This window comes from Paenibacillus rhizosphaerae, from assembly GCF_014192015.1.
In the GTDB taxonomy this organism is placed as follows: domain Bacteria; phylum Bacillota; class Bacilli; order Paenibacillales; family Paenibacillaceae; genus Paenibacillus_AQ; species Paenibacillus_AQ rhizosphaerae.
Map to the genome: position 1 here is coordinate 207,428 of NZ_JACHXJ010000003.1, position 22,113 is coordinate 229,540.

The 22,113-nt window shown below is 54.4% G+C and carries 23 protein-coding genes; 5 read left to right on the plus strand and 18 right to left on the minus strand.

Annotation, left to right across the window (positions count from 1 at the left end):
* Positions 1-3: 3 nt before the first annotated feature.
* From FHS19_RS17550 to hemE, 5 genes are all read right to left on the minus strand, one after another.
* On the minus strand, positions 4-627 hold the full coding sequence (locus FHS19_RS17550; RefSeq protein ID WP_183583169.1) for a fumarylacetoacetate hydrolase family protein: 624 nt from the start codon (positions 625-627) through the stop codon (positions 4-6).
* A gap of 80 nt (positions 628-707) precedes the next feature.
* Entirely contained in the window at positions 708-1,436 is a 729-nt protein-coding gene (locus tag FHS19_RS17555; protein WP_183583170.1) for a glycerophosphodiester phosphodiesterase, read from the minus strand.
* 29 nt (positions 1,437-1,465) lie between these two features.
* Complete coding sequence (locus tag FHS19_RS17560) at positions 1,466-2,947, minus strand: CapA family protein (protein ID WP_183583171.1); 1,482 nt, start codon at positions 2,945-2,947, stop codon at positions 1,466-1,468.
* Positions 2,948-3,098: 151 nt separating this feature from the next.
* Complete coding sequence (gene hemH / locus FHS19_RS17565; protein ID WP_183583172.1) at positions 3,099-4,049, minus strand: ferrochelatase; 951 nt, start codon at positions 4,047-4,049, stop codon at positions 3,099-3,101.
* A gap of 52 nt (positions 4,050-4,101) precedes the next feature.
* Positions 4,102-5,142, minus strand: coding sequence for a uroporphyrinogen decarboxylase (gene hemE / locus FHS19_RS17570; protein WP_183583173.1), 1,041 nt, complete (start codon positions 5,140-5,142; stop codon positions 4,102-4,104).
* Positions 5,143-5,343: 201 nt separating this feature from the next.
* Between hemE and FHS19_RS17575 the strand changes: the two genes are divergently transcribed.
* Positions 5,344-6,555, plus strand: coding sequence for an MFS transporter (locus FHS19_RS17575; protein ID WP_183583174.1), 1,212 nt, complete (start codon positions 5,344-5,346; stop codon positions 6,553-6,555).
* A 380-nt stretch (positions 6,556-6,935) separates the two neighbouring features.
* Positions 6,936-8,201, plus strand: coding sequence for an asparaginase (locus tag FHS19_RS17580; RefSeq protein WP_183583175.1), 1,266 nt, complete (start codon positions 6,936-6,938; stop codon positions 8,199-8,201).
* A 97-nt stretch (positions 8,202-8,298) separates the two neighbouring features.
* Here the strand turns inward: FHS19_RS17580 and FHS19_RS17585 are convergent, their stop codons facing one another.
* Positions 8,299-8,925, minus strand: a complete 627-nt coding sequence (locus tag FHS19_RS17585; RefSeq protein WP_183583176.1) for an O-methyltransferase — start codon at positions 8,923-8,925, stop codon at positions 8,299-8,301.
* A 193-nt stretch (positions 8,926-9,118) separates the two neighbouring features.
* Here FHS19_RS17585 and FHS19_RS17590 point away from each other — a divergent pair, with 193 nt between their 5' ends.
* Positions 9,119-10,258: a THUMP domain-containing class I SAM-dependent RNA methyltransferase gene (locus FHS19_RS17590; RefSeq protein ID WP_183583177.1), complete on the plus strand. Its 1,140-nt coding sequence runs from the start codon at positions 9,119-9,121 to the stop codon at positions 10,256-10,258.
* Between the two features lie 129 nt (positions 10,259-10,387).
* Positions 10,388-12,361, plus strand: coding sequence for an LTA synthase family protein (locus FHS19_RS17595; protein WP_183583905.1), 1,974 nt, complete (start codon positions 10,388-10,390; stop codon positions 12,359-12,361).
* Between the two features lie 37 nt (positions 12,362-12,398).
* Here FHS19_RS17595 and FHS19_RS17600 read toward each other — a convergent pair whose 3' ends face one another.
* The 12 genes from FHS19_RS17600 to FHS19_RS17655 all read right to left on the minus strand — a co-directional run bounded on the left by FHS19_RS17600 (position 12,399) and on the right by FHS19_RS17655 (position 20,891).
* On the minus strand, positions 12,399-13,223 hold the full coding sequence (locus FHS19_RS17600) for an aldo/keto reductase (RefSeq protein ID WP_183583178.1): 825 nt from the start codon (positions 13,221-13,223) through the stop codon (positions 12,399-12,401).
* A gap of 190 nt (positions 13,224-13,413) precedes the next feature.
* Positions 13,414-13,695 carry a hypothetical protein gene (locus FHS19_RS17605; RefSeq protein ID WP_183583179.1) on the minus strand — a complete coding sequence of 94 codons (282 nt, stop codon included), beginning with the start codon at positions 13,693-13,695 and terminating at the stop codon, positions 13,414-13,416.
* A 135-nt stretch (positions 13,696-13,830) separates the two neighbouring features.
* On the minus strand, positions 13,831-14,133 hold the full coding sequence (locus FHS19_RS17610; RefSeq protein ID WP_183583180.1) for an iron-sulfur cluster assembly accessory protein: 303 nt from the start codon (positions 14,131-14,133) through the stop codon (positions 13,831-13,833).
* 174 nt (positions 14,134-14,307) lie between these two features.
* Entirely contained in the window at positions 14,308-14,589 is a 282-nt protein-coding gene (locus FHS19_RS17615) for a hypothetical protein (protein WP_183583181.1), read from the minus strand.
* Between the two features lie 168 nt (positions 14,590-14,757).
* On the minus strand, positions 14,758-15,957 hold the full coding sequence (locus tag FHS19_RS17620) for a M14 family metallopeptidase (RefSeq protein WP_183583182.1): 1,200 nt from the start codon (positions 15,955-15,957) through the stop codon (positions 14,758-14,760).
* Between the two features lie 269 nt (positions 15,958-16,226).
* Positions 16,227-17,039 carry a glutamate racemase gene (racE, locus tag FHS19_RS17625; RefSeq protein WP_312887257.1) on the minus strand — a complete coding sequence of 271 codons (813 nt, stop codon included), beginning with the start codon at positions 17,037-17,039 and terminating at the stop codon, positions 16,227-16,229.
* A 206-nt stretch (positions 17,040-17,245) separates the two neighbouring features.
* On the minus strand, positions 17,246-17,587 hold the full coding sequence (locus FHS19_RS17630) for a YtxH domain-containing protein (protein WP_183583184.1): 342 nt from the start codon (positions 17,585-17,587) through the stop codon (positions 17,246-17,248).
* 3 nt (positions 17,588-17,590) lie between these two features.
* Entirely contained in the window at positions 17,591-18,055 is a 465-nt protein-coding gene (locus FHS19_RS17635) for a DUF948 domain-containing protein (protein WP_183583185.1), read from the minus strand.
* A gap of 185 nt (positions 18,056-18,240) precedes the next feature.
* Positions 18,241-18,666, minus strand: coding sequence for a DUF86 domain-containing protein (locus tag FHS19_RS17640; RefSeq protein WP_183583186.1), 426 nt, complete (start codon positions 18,664-18,666; stop codon positions 18,241-18,243).
* A 155-nt stretch (positions 18,667-18,821) separates the two neighbouring features.
* Positions 18,822-19,109 (minus strand): Dabb family protein, encoded by a 288-nt coding sequence (locus FHS19_RS17645; RefSeq protein ID WP_076170272.1) that lies wholly within the window; start codon positions 19,107-19,109, stop codon positions 18,822-18,824.
* A gap of 88 nt (positions 19,110-19,197) precedes the next feature.
* Entirely contained in the window at positions 19,198-19,614 is a 417-nt protein-coding gene (locus FHS19_RS17650; RefSeq protein ID WP_183583187.1) for a phage holin family protein, read from the minus strand.
* Between the two features lie 116 nt (positions 19,615-19,730).
* Positions 19,731-20,891, minus strand: coding sequence for a polysaccharide deacetylase family protein (locus FHS19_RS17655; protein WP_183583188.1), 1,161 nt, complete (start codon positions 20,889-20,891; stop codon positions 19,731-19,733).
* Between the two features lie 313 nt (positions 20,892-21,204).
* Between FHS19_RS17655 and FHS19_RS17660 the strand changes: the two genes are divergently transcribed.
* Entirely contained in the window at positions 21,205-21,798 is a 594-nt protein-coding gene (locus FHS19_RS17660; RefSeq protein WP_076170275.1) for a helix-turn-helix domain-containing protein, read from the plus strand.
* Positions 21,799-22,113: the final 315 nt, after the last annotated feature.

Consider the following 22,113-nt stretch of genomic DNA (forward strand, 5'->3'; position numbering starts at 1 on the left):
GATTTAGCCGATGCGGCAGCTTCCCAGCTGCTCCTCGCCCCAGCCTAGAGCGAACGTATCGCCTTCGGATGCCGGGCCGACGCCGGCCGGCGTACCGGTGAAAATCACGTCGCCTTCACCCAGCCCGTAATGAACGCCGATATAATCCACAATTTCCTGCAGGGAGAAAATCATGTCCCGCGCATTGCCGCGCTGCACTTCCTCATTATTTTTCAAAACGGTGAAATCCTTCTCCGTCACGCTGCCGGTTCCCGGAAAAGGAATGAAGCCCGTGATGGGAGCGGAATTTTTAAACCCTTTGGCCGCCGTCCACGGGTGGCCCTTCTTCTTGATGACCGACTGCACGTCTCTCAGCGTAAAATCGATGCCGAGTGCCATTTGGTCCACCAGATCATCCACCACGGACCCAGGCTCATAATCACGCGCGATGCGGATGACGATTTCGCCTTCGTAATGAACCTCCCCCTGATCCTTCGGGAGGGCGAGCACGGCGTCCTCAAGCGGAACGACCGCGTGGGACGGCTTCATGAAGATCATCGGCTCGGTCGGGACCTCGTTGCCGAGCTCGGCGGCGTGCAGTTTGTAATTTCGGCCAACACAGTATACGTTACGAATCATCTCGATCATCCTTTGCTATGATGGATTAGGTGTTGCACCCGAACAGGGCGGTAATCGTTGCGAAGTTCGAGCATTGCCGGGTTTTTCGGTCAGCCGGGAAAGGTTTTCCGCCAAACGTCCGGCCGGTTGGTACAGATCAATATTTCGGGCGACATCGCTGCGATCCTTTTCATGCCTTTGGCGTCATCGATCGTCCAGGCCATGACCGTAATGCCTTCGAAGATCAGCAGCGACGCCAGGCCCGTATCGAGATTAGGGTGACCGATCGACAGGAACGAGCACTGCAACGCCTTAAGGCGCGAAGGCAGATCCTTGGGCCTGCCGTCGAGGATCAGCCCCGTCTTGAACGCTTGGTTGATCTCCTTCACCCGCTGCAGCGCACCGGTGTCAAACGAAGTGATCACCACGTCCTGCTCCATATGATAGCGCGATACGCGTTCGAGCACCGCCTGCTCCAGTCCCGGATACATATTGCCGGATGTTTTCAGTTCGATGTTCAATCGGACCCTGCCGCAGCTTAGGCGAAGTACTTCGTCCAGGGAGGGAATGCGTTCTCCTTGAAAAGCGCGCCCTTTCCAGCTTCCCGCGTCCAGCCGCTGCAGCTGCTGCCACGTATGGTCTTTGACCCTGCCGCTGCCGTTGGTCGTCCGGTCCAGGCTGAAATCGTGAATGACGACGGGGATTCCGTCGGCGGTCAGCTGCGTGTCGATTTCCATCCATTGGACGTAAGGCTCCGCCATCGCCATCCGAAAAGCCGCCATCGTGTTCTCCGGCGCCTTGCCGGAAAATCCCCGATGAGCCACACACAGGTTGTTCATTCCCTCTCCCTCGCTCTCCTAAGTTATGGTCAACGTGCCGAGCCAGTCGTTACGGTCCCGTCGCCGGATACCCGGACGCCCCCAATGGACAGCTGCTGCATTTCCTGCATCAGCTTCTTCCCTTCGTCGGGTGTCATCGGAACCGGCTGGCCCAGCTCCGTCTTGTAAGGGATCAGTTTCATGCCGCATCCGCCCTCCGGCCGGCAGGACGCCTCAAATACCGCGGTTTTCCAGGTCGCCGGTACGGTTGATTTGGTGAAAATGAAGTTGCCCGTACTATAAGCAATCCATTTGCCCTTGTACTGCTCCAGCCCCTGCAGCACATGCGGATGCGCTCCGATGATCAGATCGGCGCCCGCATCGACGAAAGCGTGGGCCAGCGCCTTCTGGTTGGCATCCGGCGTGCTCTGCCGCTCGATGCCCCAGTGTGCCATCACAATGACCAAATCGGCGTTTTTGCGGGCTTCGGCAATGGATTTCAGCACCTCGGGAGCCTGCCCGTAAGCACTGGCCACACCCGGTTTACTGGTACCCGCGGCCCAGCTCGATTCCGGGTACACGCGGCTGGCACCGACAAGCGCCACCTTCATGCCTTTTATAGAGAAGTATTCCGGCGCGTAGGCACGAGCTGCGTTCTTCCCTGCACCGACATACTTAATGCCGCTGGCACCCAGGTGGGTGACTGTATCCAGCAGCCCTTCCTCTCCCTGGTCCAGGATGTGGTTGTTGGCGAGCGTGACGGCGTCCATGCCTGCGGCGCGCAGCGCATCGAGCGCCTTAGGGGATGATTTAAAAACATACGTTTTGTTTTTGGCCCCGACGCCGCGGGTGGTGACCGGTGTCTCCAGATTTCCCAGCGTCAGGTCGTCCTTCTTAAACAGATCCCCCAAATATGTAAAGGGGTATGAATAACCCTTGCTTTCAAGCAGCGTTTCCACTTTGCCCGAAAAAATCATATCGCCCACAAAATGAATGCGAATCGTTTGGCCGGACGGCGCATCCGACGTCCCTCCGGAAGCCGCTTTCTCCGGGATTTGATCCTGCTGCGGCTTGGCTTTGCCGGAATCGGAATTCTTTCCCGTCTCCTGCTTTCCTTCTTGTTCAGCCTGCTTACTCCCGTTTCCTGCAGGCTGGTCCTGCTGCGCGCCGACAGTCTCCTGATCCGGCGGTGTTCCCGTTTGATCCGGTGGAGGCGGATCCGCAGCTTCCTCCGCGGGTTGTTCCGAAGACGTCTCCGGACCGGAATTTCCCGCCTCTTCTCCGCTTCCCGGCACCGCTCCTTGCCGTTCATCAGTCTGCTGCTCTGCAGTCTGCCCTGCGGTCTGATGTTCAGGATTGCGGGACTCCTGCGCGGAGCCGCCCGTATGCGCCTTTTGTGTCAACAAATAATATCCAATAAGTAGTACAATGACGGCAAGCAAGCCGAGATTTACGTATCCCCACGTCCGCCCCTGCCTTTTTCGCCTGGCTTTTTTTCCAGTCTGGTGTTTCTGTGATCTTGGCGGGTACATGATTCACCCCTCATAACGATTTTTCTAAAATAATGCGGCCCTCCCCTGAAAGCCCACTCCATTATATCAGGTTCCCGGGAACAAATAGAACCCCCGGTCCATGACGCGGGGGTTCGTCTTCACTATAGAGATGCCGTCTTTTTCGAGATGATTACTCCGCCCGGCCCATTTCCCACTGCCCGATCACCGCATCGGCCAGCGTCTGCATATAGAGCGGATCGCTGTTCAGAGAATCGATCCGCATCAGCCGCAGATCCAGCTCCTTCGCGACCTGCTGGGCTTCGATGTCCAGATCGTACAGCACTTCGAGGTGGTCGGACACGAAACCGATCGGAGCGACCAGCACGTCCTCGACTTCTTCTTTGCTCAGGTTGCGGAGCGTGTCCAGGATATCCGGTCCGAGCCATGGCTCGGCGGTACGGCCCGCACTCTGCCAGGCAAACTGCCAGGAAGTGATGCCAGCCTTCTCCGCCACCGCGCGGGAAGTTTCCAGAAGCTGCTCCGGATACGGATCGCCCAGCTCCAAAATTTTCTCCGGCAGGCTGTGGGCGCTGAAGAGCACGCGCACTTTGCTCCGGTCCGCACCGGCTTCTTCAAACAAGGCCAGTTTTTCGTTCACGCGGCGGGTAAAAGCCTCGATCAGCTGCGGATGCATGTGGTAGCTTTGCACAAAGGTCATCTCAACCCCAACCTCGTCAGCTTTCGCTTTGGCGCGCTTCATATAGCTTCCGACACTCATGGTCGAGTAGTGCGGCGCCAATACGATCCCGACCGCTTTGCTAATGCCGTCCTTAGCCATCGCCTCCACGCCGTCCTCAATGAACGGGGAAGCATGCTTCAAGCCTTGATAGCAGACGAATTCCATGTCGGGATGGCGCCCGTCCCGGTTCAGAGTTTCCTGCAGGCTGGCCACCTGCCGGTTGGTGTTCTCCCGGAGCGGGAATACGCCGCCCACGATCGCCTCATAACGGTCGACCAGCTCTTTGAGCTGCTCCGGCGAAGGGGCATGCCCTCTGCGGATATGCGTGTAATACGCCTCAATGCCTTCCATGCTCTCCGGTGTGCCATAAGACATCACCAGTACGCCTACTTTATTTTTCACGAAACGATCACCTCTTCTTTATATATCGGTTCTTGCATGAAGAAAGGGTCTCCTAGCGGAGAAGGGATGCCGAGTATTCATGAATATATTCCGTCAATTCCTTCAGCTTATCCAGCGAAGCTTCGGGGAACAGGCCGTGGCCCAGGTTGAAAATATAACCCGGCTCCTGAACCCCTTGATCGATAATCTCTTTGGCATACTTCTTGATGACGTCCATCGGGGCAGTCAGGACATAAGGGTCCAGGTTGCCCTGAACGGCGAATTTCCCGCCGGTCCGCTTCCGTCCCTCGGCAATCGATACTCTCCAGTCGAGCCCGATCACGTTCGCTTGCAGCTCCTTCAGCGTCGGCAGAAGCTCGCCAGAGCTGACGCCTGGGAAATAGATTTTCGGTACATGTAAATCTGAAAGTTCGGCAAAGATACGGGTAATGGTAGGCAGTACGAATTTCTCGAAATCCAGCGGCGCCAGCGCCCCTACCCAGCTGTCAAACAGCTGGAACGCCTTCCCGCCGTTTTTGATATGCGCACGCACATAGGTTATGACCATGTCGCCCAGTTTGTTCATCAGCTGATGCCAAACTTCGGGCTGGCTGTACATCATCGTTTTGGTAAGAATATAGCTTTTCGAAGGACGCCCTTCGATCAGATAGCTGGCAATGGTAAACGGAGCTCCGGCAAACGTAATCAGCGGAACGTCCAGCTCCTTGTCCAGAATGCGGATCGTCTCCATGATGTGGCTGAGATCCTTGTCTACATCGATCGGACGCAGGCGCTCCACGTCTGCCGCGGTCCGGATCGGAGTGTCGATCACGGGCCCGATATTTTTTACGATATCAAAATCGACCCCCAGGGATGCGACCGGATTCATAATATCCGAATACAGAATGGCCGCGTCCACACCAAGCTTGCGCACGGGCATCATCGTTATTTCGGCCGCGAGCTCGGGTTGGCGGCAAATTTCCAGGAGCGAATATTTCTCTTTGATCTTGCGGTATTCCGGATCATAGCGACCCGCCTGTCTCATATACCAAACAGGAACATGGCTGACTTCCTGCTTGTAGCTGGCGCGGATCAACGTATCGTTATAGGTCACGAATAGGCCTCCATATCTATAAATTCTCTGATTTCTATTATGCCCTTTTTAAAAGTAAGTAACAACCGCCGCACCCTGACATCTGATGACAATCGTATGACATCTTTAACATAAGACATTCAGGAAATGTGCTATACTGGTGAAACTGTGTTTTTTTCAATCATTCATTTTCAGTCAACTTAGAAAGGAAGTGAAAGCACATTGAAACCGTGGAAGGTCAACCTCATTGTGCTTTGGTTCGGCCAATTTCTGGTCAATTCCGGGATGACGATGATCACGCCGTTCCTGTCCCTGTATCTGGCTAAAGATCTGGGGGTGCAGGGCGAGCACGAAATCGGACTCTGGGCGGGCTTTATTTTTGCGGCCAACTTCATGACCTCATTTATTTTTCAGCCATTATGGGGCAAGCTGTCGGACCGGTACGGCCGGAAAATCATGCTGCTGCGCTCTGGCTTCGGGATGGCCATCGTCATCGTGCTGATGGGCTTTGCCCGGAATCCGTGGGAGCTGCTGCTGCTGCGCCTGCTGAACGGCACGATCTCCGGCTTCAACCCGGCATCCATCTCGCTCGTATCCAGCACGACCCCCAAGGAACGGATGGGCTTTGCAATGGGGATTATGCAGTCGGGCTCGGTGGCCGGAACGATTCTCGGGCCGCTGATCGGCGGCGTCCTGGCCGACCTGATCGGCTTCCGTCCGATCTTTTACATTATCGGCATGCTCATCTTCGCCGCTTCCCTGCTGGCGCTGTTCCTGGTCAAGGAAAATTTCAACCGGGAAAAGGCCGCCCATGCGCCGCAGGTGTCGGTGCTTGAAGGCTTCAAGGAGCTGGCCCGCATCCCGCAGCTGCCTGCGCTGTTCGCCGTGACGTTTCTGCTGCAGTTTGCGATGATGAGCCCCATGTCGCTCCTGCCGCTGTACGTGGAGAAGCTGCACCGGTCCTCCGTTGACATCGCCTTTTGGGCAGGCGTGGTCAGCGCCGTGACGGGATTGTCCAATATGATCACTTCCCCGATCCTCGGGCGCTTCAGCGACAAGGTCGGTGCCCACCGCATTCTGACCTACGCCCTTATCGGCGCAGGCCTGTGCCTGATCCCGCAGGCGTTCGTGCAGAGCGTTTGGCAGCTGATCGCCGTCCGCTTCCTGATGGGCATCTTCATGGGCGGTCTGCTGCCCAGCGTCAACGCCCTGATCCGCTCCTACACGCCGGGAGGCATGGAAAGCCGGGCCTTTGGCTTCAACACGAGCACGCTCGCACTCGGCAATATGCTTGGCGCGCTCGTCGGCGGATTCCTGTCGGGATTTATCGGCATCGAAGGACTGTTCATCATTTCCGGCAGCCTGCTGCTGCTGAATATGGTCTGGGTGCGGCTGAAGCTGTACAAACGCAGCAACACGCCGCAGTACCGCTGAACTGCCGTTGTTCACGGCAAAGGGACGGCTGGAGAGTCACACATGTGACCTGCGGCCGTCTTTTTTTTCGCTGTTTACAATCCCCCCGCAACGTTTCCCGCTCCCCTTAACAGTAGCCCCACCATATTTATGTAATATAAACTAACACATATCATTATTTCCAAGGCTGTTTCAACTCAAGTTCCAACGTAATTTAACCTCTTAAGTTTTACGGAAATTACGTCAAAATAGCAATGAAATAGGCTATTATCTACTATTTTCTCCGCAAATAAACGCTTACACAATGAATATTATCATTTGTCATATAACCTAACACATTGTATGATCATCTCAGATTTCATTACATAACTATTACATGTAAATGAGGAGCTGATCGATCGATGGAGAAAAGAACATTCGGCAAGTGGTCCCTGATTCATGCATCTGCGCTGACGGCACTGTCCCTCTTCGCCGCACCGGCAGGCAGTGTATTCGCCGATGCGGCAGCGGCAGCAAGCAGCTCGGTGACAGCGGCGGCGGCAGCCGCAACGACGAGTCCCACACTACCGACAACCGCACCTGCACCCACAACGACAACCGGCACAACCGCCCCGGTTCGCAACACGGCTATCCCGCCGATGACCGATGCCGACAAGGCTTCCAAGCTGCCTAACGTGCTGGTGATCGCTACAGGCGGCACCATCGCCGGGCAGTCCGTCGACCAGACCAGCTTTCAAAATTACAAGGCGGGCAGCATCCCCATCGCACAAATGGTAAGCGAGCTTCCGGACAAGCAAAAAATCGCCGACGTTGAAACGCTCCAATTCGGCAACTCGGGCTCCTCCGCCTACTCGATGGCCGATCTGTACGATCTGTCCCGTTCCGTGGATGAAGCGCTTAAAACTTACGACGGCGTCGTCGTCACTTCCGGTACCGACACGATGGAGGAAATCGCCTACTTCCTGGATCTGACCGTCCAAAGCGACAAGCCGGTCGTCATTACGGGATCCATGCGGCCGTGGACGGTCGTCGGCTCCGACGCCAAAGCCAACCTGTATAATGCGATCAAGCTGTCGGCCAGCGGCCGGACCGCCTCGTTCGGCACCGTCCTCATGCTGAACGACACGATCAACCTCGCCCGCGGGGTCACGAAAACGAACGATTACCGCGTCGACACTTTCGAGACCCCGATGCTTGGAGCCGTCGGATATATCGACGAGACGACGATCCGTATTTACCGGGCTCCGGAGCGGGCCCTCCTTGGGCCGGGCAAAGGCAAGCCGGTCTTCGACCTCTCCAAAATCAAAAAGGCCGATTTGGCGAAAACCGAAATCGCCTATTCTTATCAAGACGCCGGCGGCGAAGCCATCGAAGGATTTACCGCCGCCGGAACCAAAGGCATCGTTACTGCCGGCACCGGAGCCGGAGGCATTTCATCCGCGATGAGCAAGGCGCGCAGTAAAGCAATTGAGCAAGGCGTGGTCTTCGTCACCACGACCCGGACCGGTTCCGGCAGCGTTTACGGCGGCGGCAAGGGAATCATTTCCGGGGACAACTTAAGTCCGCAGCAGGCCCGCATCCTGCTGATGCTCTGCCTGTCCCTCAGCAGCGACTTTGAAACGGTCAAGTCGTGGTTCGCAACATACGGGGTCACGGAAATCGAATAAGCTGTAACCTAGGAAATCTTAGCACTCCTCATATTCATTTCACTCGAAAAAAAGCCCGATCCAAGACTGCATCCGGATCGGGCTTTCGTTTGCTGTTTTACTTGACCATGGCCACCGCCAGCCCGTCATAAGCCGGGAGAATGGTACCGATCAGCCGGTCATCGGTGGCCATCGCTTCGTTGAAGCAGCGGATCGCCTGGACCGAAGGGCCGTTTTTGTCCGGATTGAGGGTCCGCCCCCGCAGAAAGGTGTTGTCGCCCGCGATCAGCGCGCCCGGATTGGCCAGCTCGATCGCGTACTCCAGGTAATTCGGGTAGTTCTCCTTATCCGCATCGATAAAAAAGAAGTCGAACCTCTGCCCCTCCGCTTTCAGCTGCGCAAGGCTGTCCAGCGCCGGTCCGATCCGGTATTCCACCTGGCCGCCGAACCCGGCTTCGGTAACATTGGCCCGCGCAACATCCGCGAATTCCTGCTTCAGCTCCAGCGAGGTAAGCGTTCCTTCCGGCGCAAGCCCCCGGGCGAGACAAATGCCGCTGTATCCGCCCAGCGCCCCGATTTCCAGGACGCGGGCCGCTCCCGTCGCCTTGACCAGCAGCGTCAGCAGTCTTCCGTAGCCCGGCGCGATGGCGATTTCGGGCATTCCTTTCTCGGCGGTCACCTGCTTGACCCGATTCAGCACCTCGTCATTTTCGATAAAATGGTCTGCGTATTGTTCTGGATTCACTTTCCTACTTCCCCTTTTCCGTACCGAACCCGGCAATTTTTACGTAACGAACACAAATGTTTGTGATTGACTTTACATTATCCTATAATGTGAGGATGAACAAAGATCCGCACCGGAACGCTTGCTGCAGGATCTACCATCATTGTATGAATTTTTACGATGGTCTACAAGAATAATGGAGTTGAACCGCACCATGCCAGAGCTGCAGTTGATCGCAACCGCCCCGATGGGCCTTGAGGCCATCGTCGCGCGGGAGTTGAAGGATTTAGGTTATAACGACGTTCAAGTCGAAAACGGAAGGGTTAATTTTACCGGAGATTACAAAGATATTTGCCGCTGCAATCTGTGGCTCCGGACGTCCGACCGCATCCTCGTCAAAATGGGGGAATTTCCCGCCAAGACGTTTGACGAATTGTTTGAAGGGACCAAAGCGCTGCCCTGGCAGGACTGGATTCCGGCGAACGGGGAGTTCCCCGTGGAAGGCCGTTCCCACCACTCCCAGCTTAGCAGCGTGCCCGCAAGTCAGGGCATCGTCAAGAAAGCGATCGTTGAAAAGCTGAAACAGAGCTACCATACCGAGTGGTTCCAGGAGAATGGCCCGCGTTATGTCATCGAAGTCAATCTGCTTAAGGATGTGGCGCTGCTCACGCTGGATACAACCGGGCCGGCCCTACACAAACGGGGATACCGCAAGCTGGTGACCGAGGCTCCCCTGAAGGAGACGATGGCCGCGGCTATGCTGCAGATAAGCCGCTGGAATCCGTCCCGGCCGCTGTATGATCCATGCTGCGGCTCCGGTACGATCCTGATCGAAGCGGCCCTCCTCGGCTGGAACATTGCGCCGGGTCTGCGCCGATCCTTCCCTTCGGAGCATTGGCCCGTCATTCCCGAGGAGCTGTGGAGCGAAGCCCGCGAGGAAGCGTTCGATGCGGTGCAGGACGATCAGCCGCTCCAGCTGACCGGCAGCGATATCGATCCGAAGGCGATCGAAGTCGCCAAAGCAGCCGCCAAAAGCGCGGGCCTCGCTGGGGAGATCGATTTTCAGGTGCTCCCCGCCTCCAAAGCCCATCCGCAAGGGGAATACGGCTGCCTGATTACCAATCCGCCGTACGGAGAGCGGCTCAGCGAGAAGACCGAGGTCGAAAAGCTTGTCCGCACGCTGGGGCATACGGCTAATCAGCTGCCGACGTGGTCTTTCTTTGCCTTAAGCCCGACCAAACAGTTCGAGCATTACTTCGGCCGGAAGGCCGACAAGCGGCGGAAGCTGTTCAACGGCCGCATCGAATGCCAATATTATCAATTCCTGGGGCCTCTTCCGCCCCGCCGTTCGTAAAACCCGCTGCCGCTTTTTGTCAGGAGCTGTCCACTTGGACAGCTCCTATATGGTTTGGGGGTATAACTTATCATGACCTATCTACAACGCTATAGCAGGAGGTTGTCCAATTTGAACTACTCATTCAGCATGTCCAGTCACGCTTCAAATGGCGGCTTCGGGCGGTTCATCCGCTCCCGTTACTTCACATACTGCTTATTTTTGCTGTTCATGATATACAAGCTGCTTCTATTCCATATTAAGCTTCATATCAGCAAAATCGATTTCAACCCGCTGGACTTTTTCATCGGCCTCGGCTCCCTGATCCTCGTATCGTTCTGGACCTTATGGCTTCCACGGCGCGGGCAGCGGATCGCACTTATCGTCGTTAACATTTTGCTTTCGGCGCTGTTGTACGCAGACTTGGTGTACTACCGTTATTTTCAGGATCTGGTTACCTTTACGGTCATGATGCAGGCCAGTCAGGTGGACTCCCTCGGGGACAGCATCATGACGCTGCTTCATTGGAGCGATCTATGGTTTGCCGCGGATTGGCTGCTGCTGGCCGTCCTCTCGTTATGGAAGCCGTCAGGATGGCGAAGTCCGGCACATGGGGCGATGAACTTCCCGATCGGCAAATCGCCATCCCGGAGGGGCGGATTCGTGCGCCGCTTCTCATCGGGGATCGCTGCCCTGGTCATCGGCTGCGTCGTAACGTTTGCACCGCTCAAGTTCTATATCGATTACTACGCTGTCGGCCTCTTTACCGGAAATTGGTGGAACCTTTCGCTTTATAACGTAACCGGGCTGCTCGGTTTTCATGTATACGATGCATACCGCTTCGGTAAAGAGCATTTCGGTCCAAAGCCCGTGCTCGCTTCGGGCGAAGTCGACAAAGTACAGCAATGGTTTGATCATAAAGATACAACGCGTTCGGAGAACGACGCCATGTTCGGCAAGTACAAGGGCAGCAACGTCATGGTCATCCAGACCGAGGCGTTCATGAATTTCATGATCGGCAAGAAGATCGGCGGACAGGAAATCACACCGAATTTCAACCGGCTCATGAAGGAAAGTATGTACTTCAGCCATTATTATCATCAAACCGGCCAGGGCAGAACCTCCGATGCGGATTTCTCGTCCCAGACTTCGCTGCATCCGGTTCCGTACGGATCGGTATTCATCCGTTACGCCGACCATCAGTTTGGCTCGCTCCCGGCGATTCTGAAGGAGCACGGCTACACGCCGAATGCGTTCCATGCTTATGACGGCAGCTTCTGGAACCGGAATGCGATGTACGAAACCTTGGGCTACGACCAGTTTTTCAGTAAAAAGGATTACGATATCGATGAGCCTCTCGGCTGGTCGCTTGGGGACAAATCCTTTTTCAAGCAGTCCATGGATCAAATTGAGCAGCTTCCGCAGCCGTTCTACTCGTTTCTGATCACGCTCTCCTCCCACCATCCGTTCTCGCTGCCGGACGATGTGCAGGAGCTGAATGTCGGCGAGTTCGACGGAACCGTCTTCGGGGATTACCTGCAGGCGATTCACTATGTGGACGCAGCGCTCGGCCAATTGGCGGAACGGCTGAAGCAGGACGGCTTGTGGGATCATACCATCCTGTATATCTACGGGGATCATGACAATTCGGTGAAGGACAAAGCCGTCTATGAGAAGTTTCTGGGCAAAAGCCTGACTGAATTGGACATGGAGCAGATCATGAACGAGGTGCCGCTTCTCGTGCATTTGCCGGACGGGGAAGGTGCAGGTGTGTATGACAAACCTGCCGGGCAGCTGGACATGGCACCATCGCTCCTGCACCTGCTGGGCATATCCGCCAAGTCCCAGTACATGATGGGAAATGACCTGTTTGACGGCCAAGACCGGTTCGTGGTTCTGCGCAGCGGAGCTTATACGGACGGCAAAACGTTCTACATTCCCTCCCAAAGCGGCATGTTCGAAGACGGCAGCTGCTATAGTCTGAAGACCGGCACAACCGTCGATGTCAGCACTTGCCGTGCCGGCTACGACCGGGCGAAAAAGGAGCTGTATACCTCCGATGAAACCTTGCAGTACGACCTGATCCCTAAGCTCAAGCAAAATGAAAAACCCGGAACTCCTTAATGGAGTCCGGGTTTTTCCGCTTATATCGATACGAAATCTAGAACAGAAGCTTGTCCGGATCGCTGCCGACGCGGCGGTTCTGATTGAGGCTGTCGATCTTCCTGATTTCGTCGGACGACAGCTCGAAATCAAAAATTTCCGCATTCTCGCGTATCCGTGATGGCGTAACCGACTTCGGAATCGTAACGATCTTGTTTTGGATGTTCCAGCGCAGGATAACCTGAGCCGGCGTTTTGCCGTATTTTTGGGCGATGCCCGCCAGCGTCGAATCATCGGTAAGCTTGCCCTGCATCAGCGGACTCCACGCTTCGAGCTGAATTCCCTGTGCGCCGCAGAAATCCTGCAGATCCTGCTGGATCAGCCGCGGGTGCAGCTCCACCTGGTTCACGGCAGGAACCGTAGTGCTATCCTGCAGCAGGTCCTTTAGATGGTGAACGTGGAAGTTGCTGACGCCGATGGCCCGGATCTGCCCTTCCTCATACAGGCGCTCCATCGCCTTCCATGTATCTTTGAATTTGTCCCTGCCAGGCCAATGAATCAGGTACAAATCGATGACCTCCAGGCCAAGCCGTTTCTGGCTGCCTTCGAAGGCCCGGAGTGTGGAATCATAACCCTGGTCGTCATTCCACACTTTAGTCGTGACGAAAAGCTCGCCTCTCGGAATGCCGCTCTCGGCAATCGCGCGGCCTACTTCTTCCTCGTTGCCATAAACTTTCGCGGTGTCGATGCTTCGGTAGCCGAACTCCAGCGCCAGCTTTACCGCCTTATACACATCGTCCCCTTGGGCCTTGAAGGTGCCCAGTCCAAGCCATGGCATCGTAACTCCGTTATTCAGGATGGTGCAATCGGTAATATGCTTCATACTCTCACAACCTTCCTTATGAAATAATGAGCAAATAAAGAAGACAATCCTCATTATAGCATAATCAGGGACCGGCCCCAAGAAAGCCCTTTCAATAGTGTCGTAACACCATGCGGTATGGATTTGACCCGAATGAGGCTATGCAAAAAAACCCGCAAAGCGCAATGCGCTTCACGGGTTCAGACAGGAACTACGCTTTCGTATCCCCTTGTTCGGACGTCAGCGACGCCAAACGGCTCTTCTCCTCGGCCAGCATTTCTTCGGCCAATTCGACGGCTTGGCGGTTCTCCGCCAGGCCGGCTTGACGTACGGCTTGTTCCGTATGAGCCAGACGGTTGTGCGCCTGCTCGATCATTTGCCCGGTCGGATGGGACAAAGCCGAGGAAACCGCGTTGTGGAGCTTTTCCACCGCATTTTGAGCCTGGGATACCGAATTTTGTGATTGCAGACTGGAATCGTAACGTGTTGTCATAAACAGTTGCTCTCCCTTCACTACAAAGTTCCTACCCGTCCTTAGAATGGGATGGGAGCAGCGGAACTATGCAGCAATCCGAGAATCCACCATTTTCCACCAGATGCCAGCGCGTAGGTTCGAAAAAAGAGCGCCTTAGTGGTCGCCGTGATTGCCTTGGGATGGATTGGTGATCACAAAGCCTTCCTGCGGAAAATACAAATAGTCGATTTTGACGCCGTCGAGAAGCGGCTCATTTTTGTCCAGAAGCACATCGATTTCCTTATCAGTGCTGACGATTTCATCCTGATCCTTGGGCTTGTCCATATCCAGGCCGTAATGCGCATGGTCGCCATGGGCGTGCGTCACGAGCACGCGAAGCTTCAGATCGCGGTTTTCTTCCTTCTCGAGTTCCTTTTTCAGCACCTTGGCCGCATTGCGGGTAATTTTGCATTTCATCGGCTACATCTCCTATAGGTAAGGTCAGTTTTACATTCTGTATAGATTGAACTCAAGTTCCGAATTGTACCCCTGTTGTAACAGCTTATCCAAGCTCTTCAACATGAATTTATTGAGTTCATTCTATATGCAACTATTGATTGTACTGTATCGGATATAGGATGGCAAGAAGCCTCAGCGCACCGGACCCTTGGGCGGAGGAATCGCACCGCCGTCCAGCAGACCGGGATATTTTTTATCCATCCGGGAGACAAACCATCCCGTCATCAGCATCGTGACTCCAATATCGTCAATCGGGATAAACGGCATAACGTCGGGCAGCACCCAATACAGCACCACCGGAACGAGAAACAGCAGCTTGTCCATGGTGGCCACTTGAGGCGACACCAGGTAACGCCAAATCCGGGAGAACATGCGGGACCAGCGCCGCAGCGACAGCAGTCTTCTCCATTTCATGCCTTTCCCTCCTCTTCTTGTATACGTATATGGCGGCCAATCCAAGACACGGACGAGCTATTACGCGAAAAAAGGAAACGATCGCCGGTCTCTACTTAAACCTAACACAGCGTCCGCTCCCTTAATCATATCATACGTAATCTTGCAGAAAATGTTTCATTATTTTTTTCACAATGACATGAGTTCAGCCAAAATCAAACCGACGTCCAGGCTGATCTGATCGTAATCCTCCAGCGGTAGCGGGTTTTTGCCCAAGCCGACCTCGACGGTAAAGCCCGGGCGGCGGAAATGCTGGATAAACCAGTCTTTGTAGCCGGCGTCGCTGCCTTCCAGCTTCACGGGACGATAGCCGCTGACCTGGCCCAGGCGGCGGGACCACTCCCGGCTCTCCTTGGGCTCATAGTTGCGGTAATTCCAGTAGATCTCCTGCCCCTGGCTATGCAGGGATACGGCCGCATCGGGCGACGTTTCCAGCGTAAAGGCCGCCAGTGCCGCCGCTTCCGGCTCTGTCAGCGGAGCGGTACCCGGGTAGTCCCGTGGGGACGGAGACCGTTTACCCCGCCTTTGCACCTCTTCCTCCCAATGGGCCGGAAACTGATCGCCCAGGTCCACGCCATGAATATTGGCCTTCCAATGCCGGAAGTCGCGGCGGCAGCCGTTCCACTCCGTCAGCTGCCTGTAATACGGATGGCCGGGATGAATCCCTTCCTGAACCAGCTCCACACCGTCCGGATTGACCATCGGAACGACCCAGAGCGTGCACTGCTGGAACCATTGCACGGGATCATAGCCATTCCAGCGCTGCCCGGATTGCAGACTGCAGGCGTATTCCTCGACGAAACGTATGACGGACGGCGTCGTAATCCATTCGTTCGCATGGATGGAAGCGTTCACATGTATATGTTTGCCGCCTTCTCCGATTTTTACATACGGAAGCGGTTTTCCGAGTACGCTTTCTCCAATCGATCCGGTTACGATCTTAGGATAGAATGCCGTCAGCTGCCGGATATCATCCTTCATCTGACGGTAACCATACTCTCCCATCAGCTGGACGATACCCGCCCGTTCGGCCGGAGGAAGCACCAGGATGCGCCCTTCGGGAAGAACATGCGGCGAAATGCCGGGATTCATCTCCATGATCGCCTCTTCCCGGGTTTGAAAGACCGCTGCGATGCGATCCAGCGTATCGCCGGCCTGAACCTCATACCTTCTACGCGGAGAAGAGGGAAGGTACAGAATCTGCCCCGGAATTAAATAAGGCTGGGTGGAGGCCCAAGGGTTAGCATTGATTATATGACTCGCCGATAACCCCCTGCTTGCGGCGATGCGTCTCAGGGTGTCGCCTTTCTTCACGGTATACTGCTGCATGGCATCGTTCCTTTCCGCGGGACTAGGACCGCAGTCATCATCACCATTCGTAACATTGTATGCCCCAGTGAGCTTGGCCCATGCGGTAAAACGGTCCCTTGGCGCCCTGCGTTCTTTTCGAAACCTTACGACCGCTTCGCTTCTTCGGAATCATCGACTCCTTTGCTTGCATCATAAATGCTGTGGCTTCAAAGTTTCATCTTCCTTATATCTAAAAAATCCGCAAGTCACCCTGAGGGCGGCTTACGGATTTAGACGGTCCAAAGTCCTTATTCATCAAATTTGGAGACCTGCCATACGACCGGCGTCCGCCGGATTTGCTCCCCCAGCCACAGCTTTGCGATCCGTTTAAACATTTCAGGGTCGCCGCTGCAGAAAAACTGATGGACCGGGCTATCCTCCCGGCTTGCGAGCTGCCCTTGATTATACAGAATAGTGCTGATTTCACGGGCCGTCTCGTTAGCCGAGCTGATCAGCTTGACGCTGCTGCCGATTACTTCCTGGATCGTATCCTTCAAAAAGGGATAATGCGTGCATCCCAAAATCAGACAATCGATGTCGGATTGGCTGATACCCGCGAGCGATCTCTTCACGATCGCCGTCGTTTCTTCAGAGCGGAACAAGCCCTGCTCCACGAGCGGAACCAGATCCGGACAAGCCTGGCTGACCACCTTGACATAAGGCGACAGCTGCTGCAGCGCGGTGGTGTAGGCGCCGCTGCGTATCGTGCCAACGGTCCCGATGACACCCACCTGACCGGTTTTGGTCGCGCTGATGGCAGCTCTGGCACCGGGATGAATCACCCCGATGACCGGAATCGGCACTTTCCCGGAAATATAGTCCAGCGCCGCAGCCGTCGCCGTATTGCAGGCGATCACGATTGTCTTGGGACTGAATTGGATCAGAAAGTCGACGATCTGCTCTGTAAATTTTCTCACTTCATCGGACGAACGGGGTCCGTAAGGGGTACGGGCGGTGTCTCCAAAATAAATAATTTTTTCCCGTGGGAGCTGTCTCATGACTTCTTTGGCCACGGTGAGCCCGCCCACACCCGAGTCTAAAATTGCGATTGCCTGCTGCACGAACACACCGCTTCCTTCTCGTTTTCTTCTCTCTGTAGCTACCATATGACATCCGTCAACAAAACGTACCTCATATCTTAACCCATTTCGTTTTTTCGGACAACCGCGACATAACATGCGAAAATATGGCAAAACAGGCCCTGCTCCCGGGTGACACCGAGAGTGGGCCTGCGCTTTACGTTATCAATTCCATGCCTGCTTCCAAATTAGTCCCGCTTCGCTTCGGCATCGGTCAAATCGAAATCCTCGAACTCATCGGACTTCCCGGCGGCTTCTTCAGAGAAAGAGGAGATTTGGGCCAATTCGCCTGCTTCTTCCCCGTCGGCCTTGGATTTACGCCAGGTCTGGATATCGGCGATGACGTTGCCTGCGGTATCCTTCACCTTGCCGGCCCATTCCTGGGTTTTGCCGCCAACCGTGCGTGCGCCCTCCGCAATATCCTGACGCAGTTCTTTTCCGGATTTCGGCGCAAGCAGCAGCGCGGTTACCGACCCTACAATACTTCCGACCAATGCGCCCCACAGCAGGCTTTTATTCTTTTCCTTCATATCTCATCTCTCCTTTTCGCTTGATGGCACTGATCCCGGCGGGTAAGCCTCCTGCTTCCAGGAGTGCCATACCGACAGCCCCACATCCAGCCACCGGAACGCTTCCGCGAGCCGAAGCTCGTTGTCGCGGTGAGCTTTTTCCAGGCGCTCCATGGCGGAATCGGTGACGAGCTTCGAGATCGAATCCAACCGCTCCAGCGTGCCGGTTAACGTTTCGCCAGCCAGCCGCAGCGATGAACTGAACGGTTCGATGTCTTCCACCCGCTCATGCAGAAGCGATAGCGTTGAAGATGCCTGAGTCAGCAGCTCCCTGGATTCTGCAGCCAGCTGTGTCATGTCGGCTCCCGCCTTTCCCAGAACGGATTCCGCCCGCAGCAGTACTCTCCTCAGCGTATGTAGAAGGATCATTGCCACAACAGCGAACATGATAAATCCGCAAGCGATGAGTATATAGCCCCATTCCGCCATGATGTTTCACTCCCTTCGCCCAGCCGGGCTAATGCCTAGTTGATGGTGTATTATAAGCAGGGCGGGGTTGTCTTGACACAAAATGGGCGCAATTTTTTTAAAAAACCTGCCGTCATAACAAAAAGACCCGTCCATTTCCATGGACGGGTCAATGATAACCTATGCCGCTGCGGCGGAGAACCGGATTATACACCCAGCTCCTGCTTCAAATAATCACGCACCTGCACGGAAAACTTTTCGAGAATGTCCGGCAAGACCGGCGTCAGCTTGTGCAGGCTTCTCCGGTCCCATGCGTAATATTCCTGTACCAACGGTTTGCGGAGACTGACGAGCTCCGCCAGCACGGCAAACACTTCATCGTCAAACACGCGCTCCTCATGCGTAATGTCCACGATATCCTCGTAACTGCTTGCGTCGCGCATAATAAATCCGTCAATTAAATAACTGCCGACATCGGTCACGACCTCGATAGCCAAATGCAGCGCCCGTTCCTGAACGAAACCGGACACGATCCCGCCATCCCAATTTCCGGCTGTCTGCTTCAATGCTTCCACGATGTCGGGAATCGCTTCCAGACGCCGCTGAATTTGTTCCTGGTTCACGTAATACACGGCCTTACCTCCATGATGTGGAAATTTATTTGTCCCGTTTTCCGCGGCGCTTCAGCCAGAATAACATTACAAACAAGGCCGCAATAAATACGATAAGCAGGAATAAGGTCTCCATCGGATATTCTAAATCGCTCATGTCCCATTCTTCCTATTCTTTAGAATTCGTAGTCCACACTCACGGATACGTCTTTCACTTCGTTGATGTGGCGGATCACGATCTGGTGTTCCGGATGAACCTGGTAAGCCTGCAAATCTTCCAGCGATGCAAGCTCCGTCACCAGCGCGATATCAAAAGAACGTTCCGAATGGATGACGTCGAGTCCAACCTCAATCGATACGAGTTGCGGGATCTTTCCCTCCATATTGCGGAGGACCGCGGCGGTGCGTTCAATACTTTCCGGTGATCTGTCCTTTAATTTAAAGAAGACGATATGCTTAATCATGGTATCATGCTCCTTGTCCCATTCGAAAAGTGTACTGAGAAAAATATACCATATCCTCCCCCTCAGGGAAAGGAAACACGAAGAACCGTCACATATCGGAACCGTCATTTTTGTCTTTATTTCGCAAAACGGCGATGAGCTGGCGGATTTTATCCGGCAGGGGCAGGCCAAGCCGACCGTAATTCTCGGTAATCGATATTAATTCGTTGGACATGTAAAAATAGATCGCCCCGGTCTTGATGACGTCGCTCCCGCTGCCGATGAGGACGTCCATCTGGTGCGCAAGGATGATGACAAGCAGCATCAGCGCTTTCCGGGTAAGACCCCAGAATCCGACCTGGCTGTCCAAGCCGGATCCTTCCTTGATGGAGGCCAGAACCCCAGTTGCATAGTCGATGAGTATGGTGATCAGAAACACCGTAAGCAGCTGATCCCATCCGCCGAATGCAACGGTAAGAATTCCGCCGGCGACCGCACTGATGCCGTTAACAGCCAGATAATTCATCTCACAGCCCCTCCTTTCCTACCATCTCTTATATGAGTATGAAAGGAGAGCGGAATCTGCGCAGCCGGATATCTTCCATCACGGGCCTATTTCATAGATTTACAGGGCGGCTGGTCTTACCGTTTGTCGTTCCAGAAGTTGACCGGCGGCGTGCTGTTGGTCAGCGGCTTGAAGGTGTAGCCTTCGGCTTTCAGCGCTTTGATCAGCTTGTCCAGAATCGACGTGGTCGCCGTCTGGTCATGGAAGAGCACGATCGGGGTTACCCCTCTCTTCTTCATAGCCTTCACATCTCTCAGCACGTTGTTATAAATCGTCTGCGGATTGCTCTTGTAGCGCCAGTCGTCCGAATCAATGTTCCAATCCCACAGATGGTAGCCGTACGAAGCCGTCAAATCCCGGTAGCTCTGAGTAAAATACGGCTTGCTTCCATAAGGCGGGCGGATCATTTTCGTATAGACGCCGGCGGCGGCATGCAGCTTATCGTTATCCGTGTTCATCTCACCCAGCGCTGACGAAGGTGAAGCGTAGAACGTATTCTTCTGGTGGCTCATGCCGTGCAGGCCGGCCCCATGCCCCTCCTTCACGATTCTGCGGACCGCGGACGGATGGGAAGCGATGTTATTTCCCAGCATAAAGAAGGTCGCTTTCACTTGATTGCGGTCCAGCACATCAAGAAGGCGAGTCGTACCTGCATTTGGACCGTCGTCGAACGTAATGTAGATTACCTTGCTGCCCTGCTGCGCCGTCGTGCCGTTCCCCGCGGAAGGCTTCTGGACAGCCGTCTTCTTATGTTCCTTGATAAACGTGCTGTATTTCAGCGCCAGCTGATGGTCCGTCAAGGAAGCGGAGCTGTTCACCGCACGGTACAGCGACTGGGCGGCATTGTAAGAAATTTGGTAGCCGAACTTGTCGGTCAGCTTCCGCAGGGATACGAGCGTTCTTCCGTTTTTCAGAATAGCATCCTTCCCGGGAACCGCCAGGACAAGCGCCTGTTTTCCGCGCGAAATGGTCAGTTTGCCTGCGGCGTACTTCGCCGACGCATTCATTTGGGAAACCGTAGATGCGACGGGCACAAACAGTGTACCGTTATGTATAAGCGGCTGGGGCTGGTCGTAAGTGATCAGTTTGTCATTGACAGCAACGAAGACGGAAGCCTTGACGGAAGATGCCGTGCTGCCCGCGGCCGTAGCCAGTCCTCCTTCTGCCGAAAGGACGGTGCCAAAAACAATCAGGAATGATAAGAGCCATTTCGAGTAGTGCAACTTCTTTTTCAACATAATCTACCAACCTTTTTCTCTCGGATTTGGCTAAGATGTCGTAGATAGGCGAATCTAGTAATCTAGCACCCTTGCATTGTACCCTTCCCGGCTGGTGAGTTCAATTTCAATTCGGTAACAGTTTGATGACTGAATTGGAAGCATTTTGGGGTTGAAGTGAAAAAATAGTTCCTATTATTCACTTGACAACGGGATACCGTAAATTCCCGGGTCGTTCGGCTGAAAACCGGGACCTTGCAGAAACAGGCGATAGCACTATTGAAAACGCAGCCGAAACTATTGTAGAATTTTAAGAAAAATCATCGGAGGAAATATGCCTAAACAACAAGAACCGCATTCCATTCAGGCGTGGTCTCTGATCAATCGCAAATACTTAGGAAAAGGAATCCGCGTCAAACGCTTCCGTAAGCCGTCCCGGTGCCAAATCCGCAACCGCGTGCTGCTGGCCGTACTGATGGCCAACGATATCAAGCTGTCCCAGCTGGCTGAGGACATATCGGTTTCGTCCCGGAGCGTGAGCGCCTGGGTGTACGAAGGACGGATTCCGGGAAAAAAGAACCTGGACAAGGTATGCCAATACCTGGGCTATCCGCATCACATTCTGTTTAATCATACCGTCACATCCACAAGTCCGATCATCTGTCAGCCATCCTCTTCGCGCTTCATGCGCCGGACGCTGACCCGGTCGCCTGTCAGTAACAAAATCCTTACGGGACTGTGCATGGTTCACGACCTGTCCGTCAGCGACGTCAGCGAATGGATGGACATCCATCCCGGAACGTTCCGGAAATGGCTGCACCAAGGAACGCTGCCGTCAGCCAGCTTCCAAGACCGGGCGGAACAATTTTTCCGCATCCCGAAATTCATTTTGTTTGCCGACTGCATATTGCAAGACGAGGAGTCATGACGCTTTTGGCATATTCACAGCATTGATCATACAAGATAAGCCCTGCTGTTACGGAGATATTCCGGACGGCAGGGCTTTTTTCATGCTTCGGGAGACCCTGGCTTCGTTTTATTGCAAAACAGTTTCCGTAAATGCGTCCGGCTCTTCGTATGTACGCCGATAGACATTTTTCTTTTGCCTGCCAGCCGGTTTTTCCGGCTCCAAGCAGGTCACTCCCGCTCATTCTCAAACCTTTTTCTATATACTTACTAAAAATAACTGAAAACCTGTTGACATGTGTTTCAAGTGATGTATAATATGGTCAAAGAAAGTCAA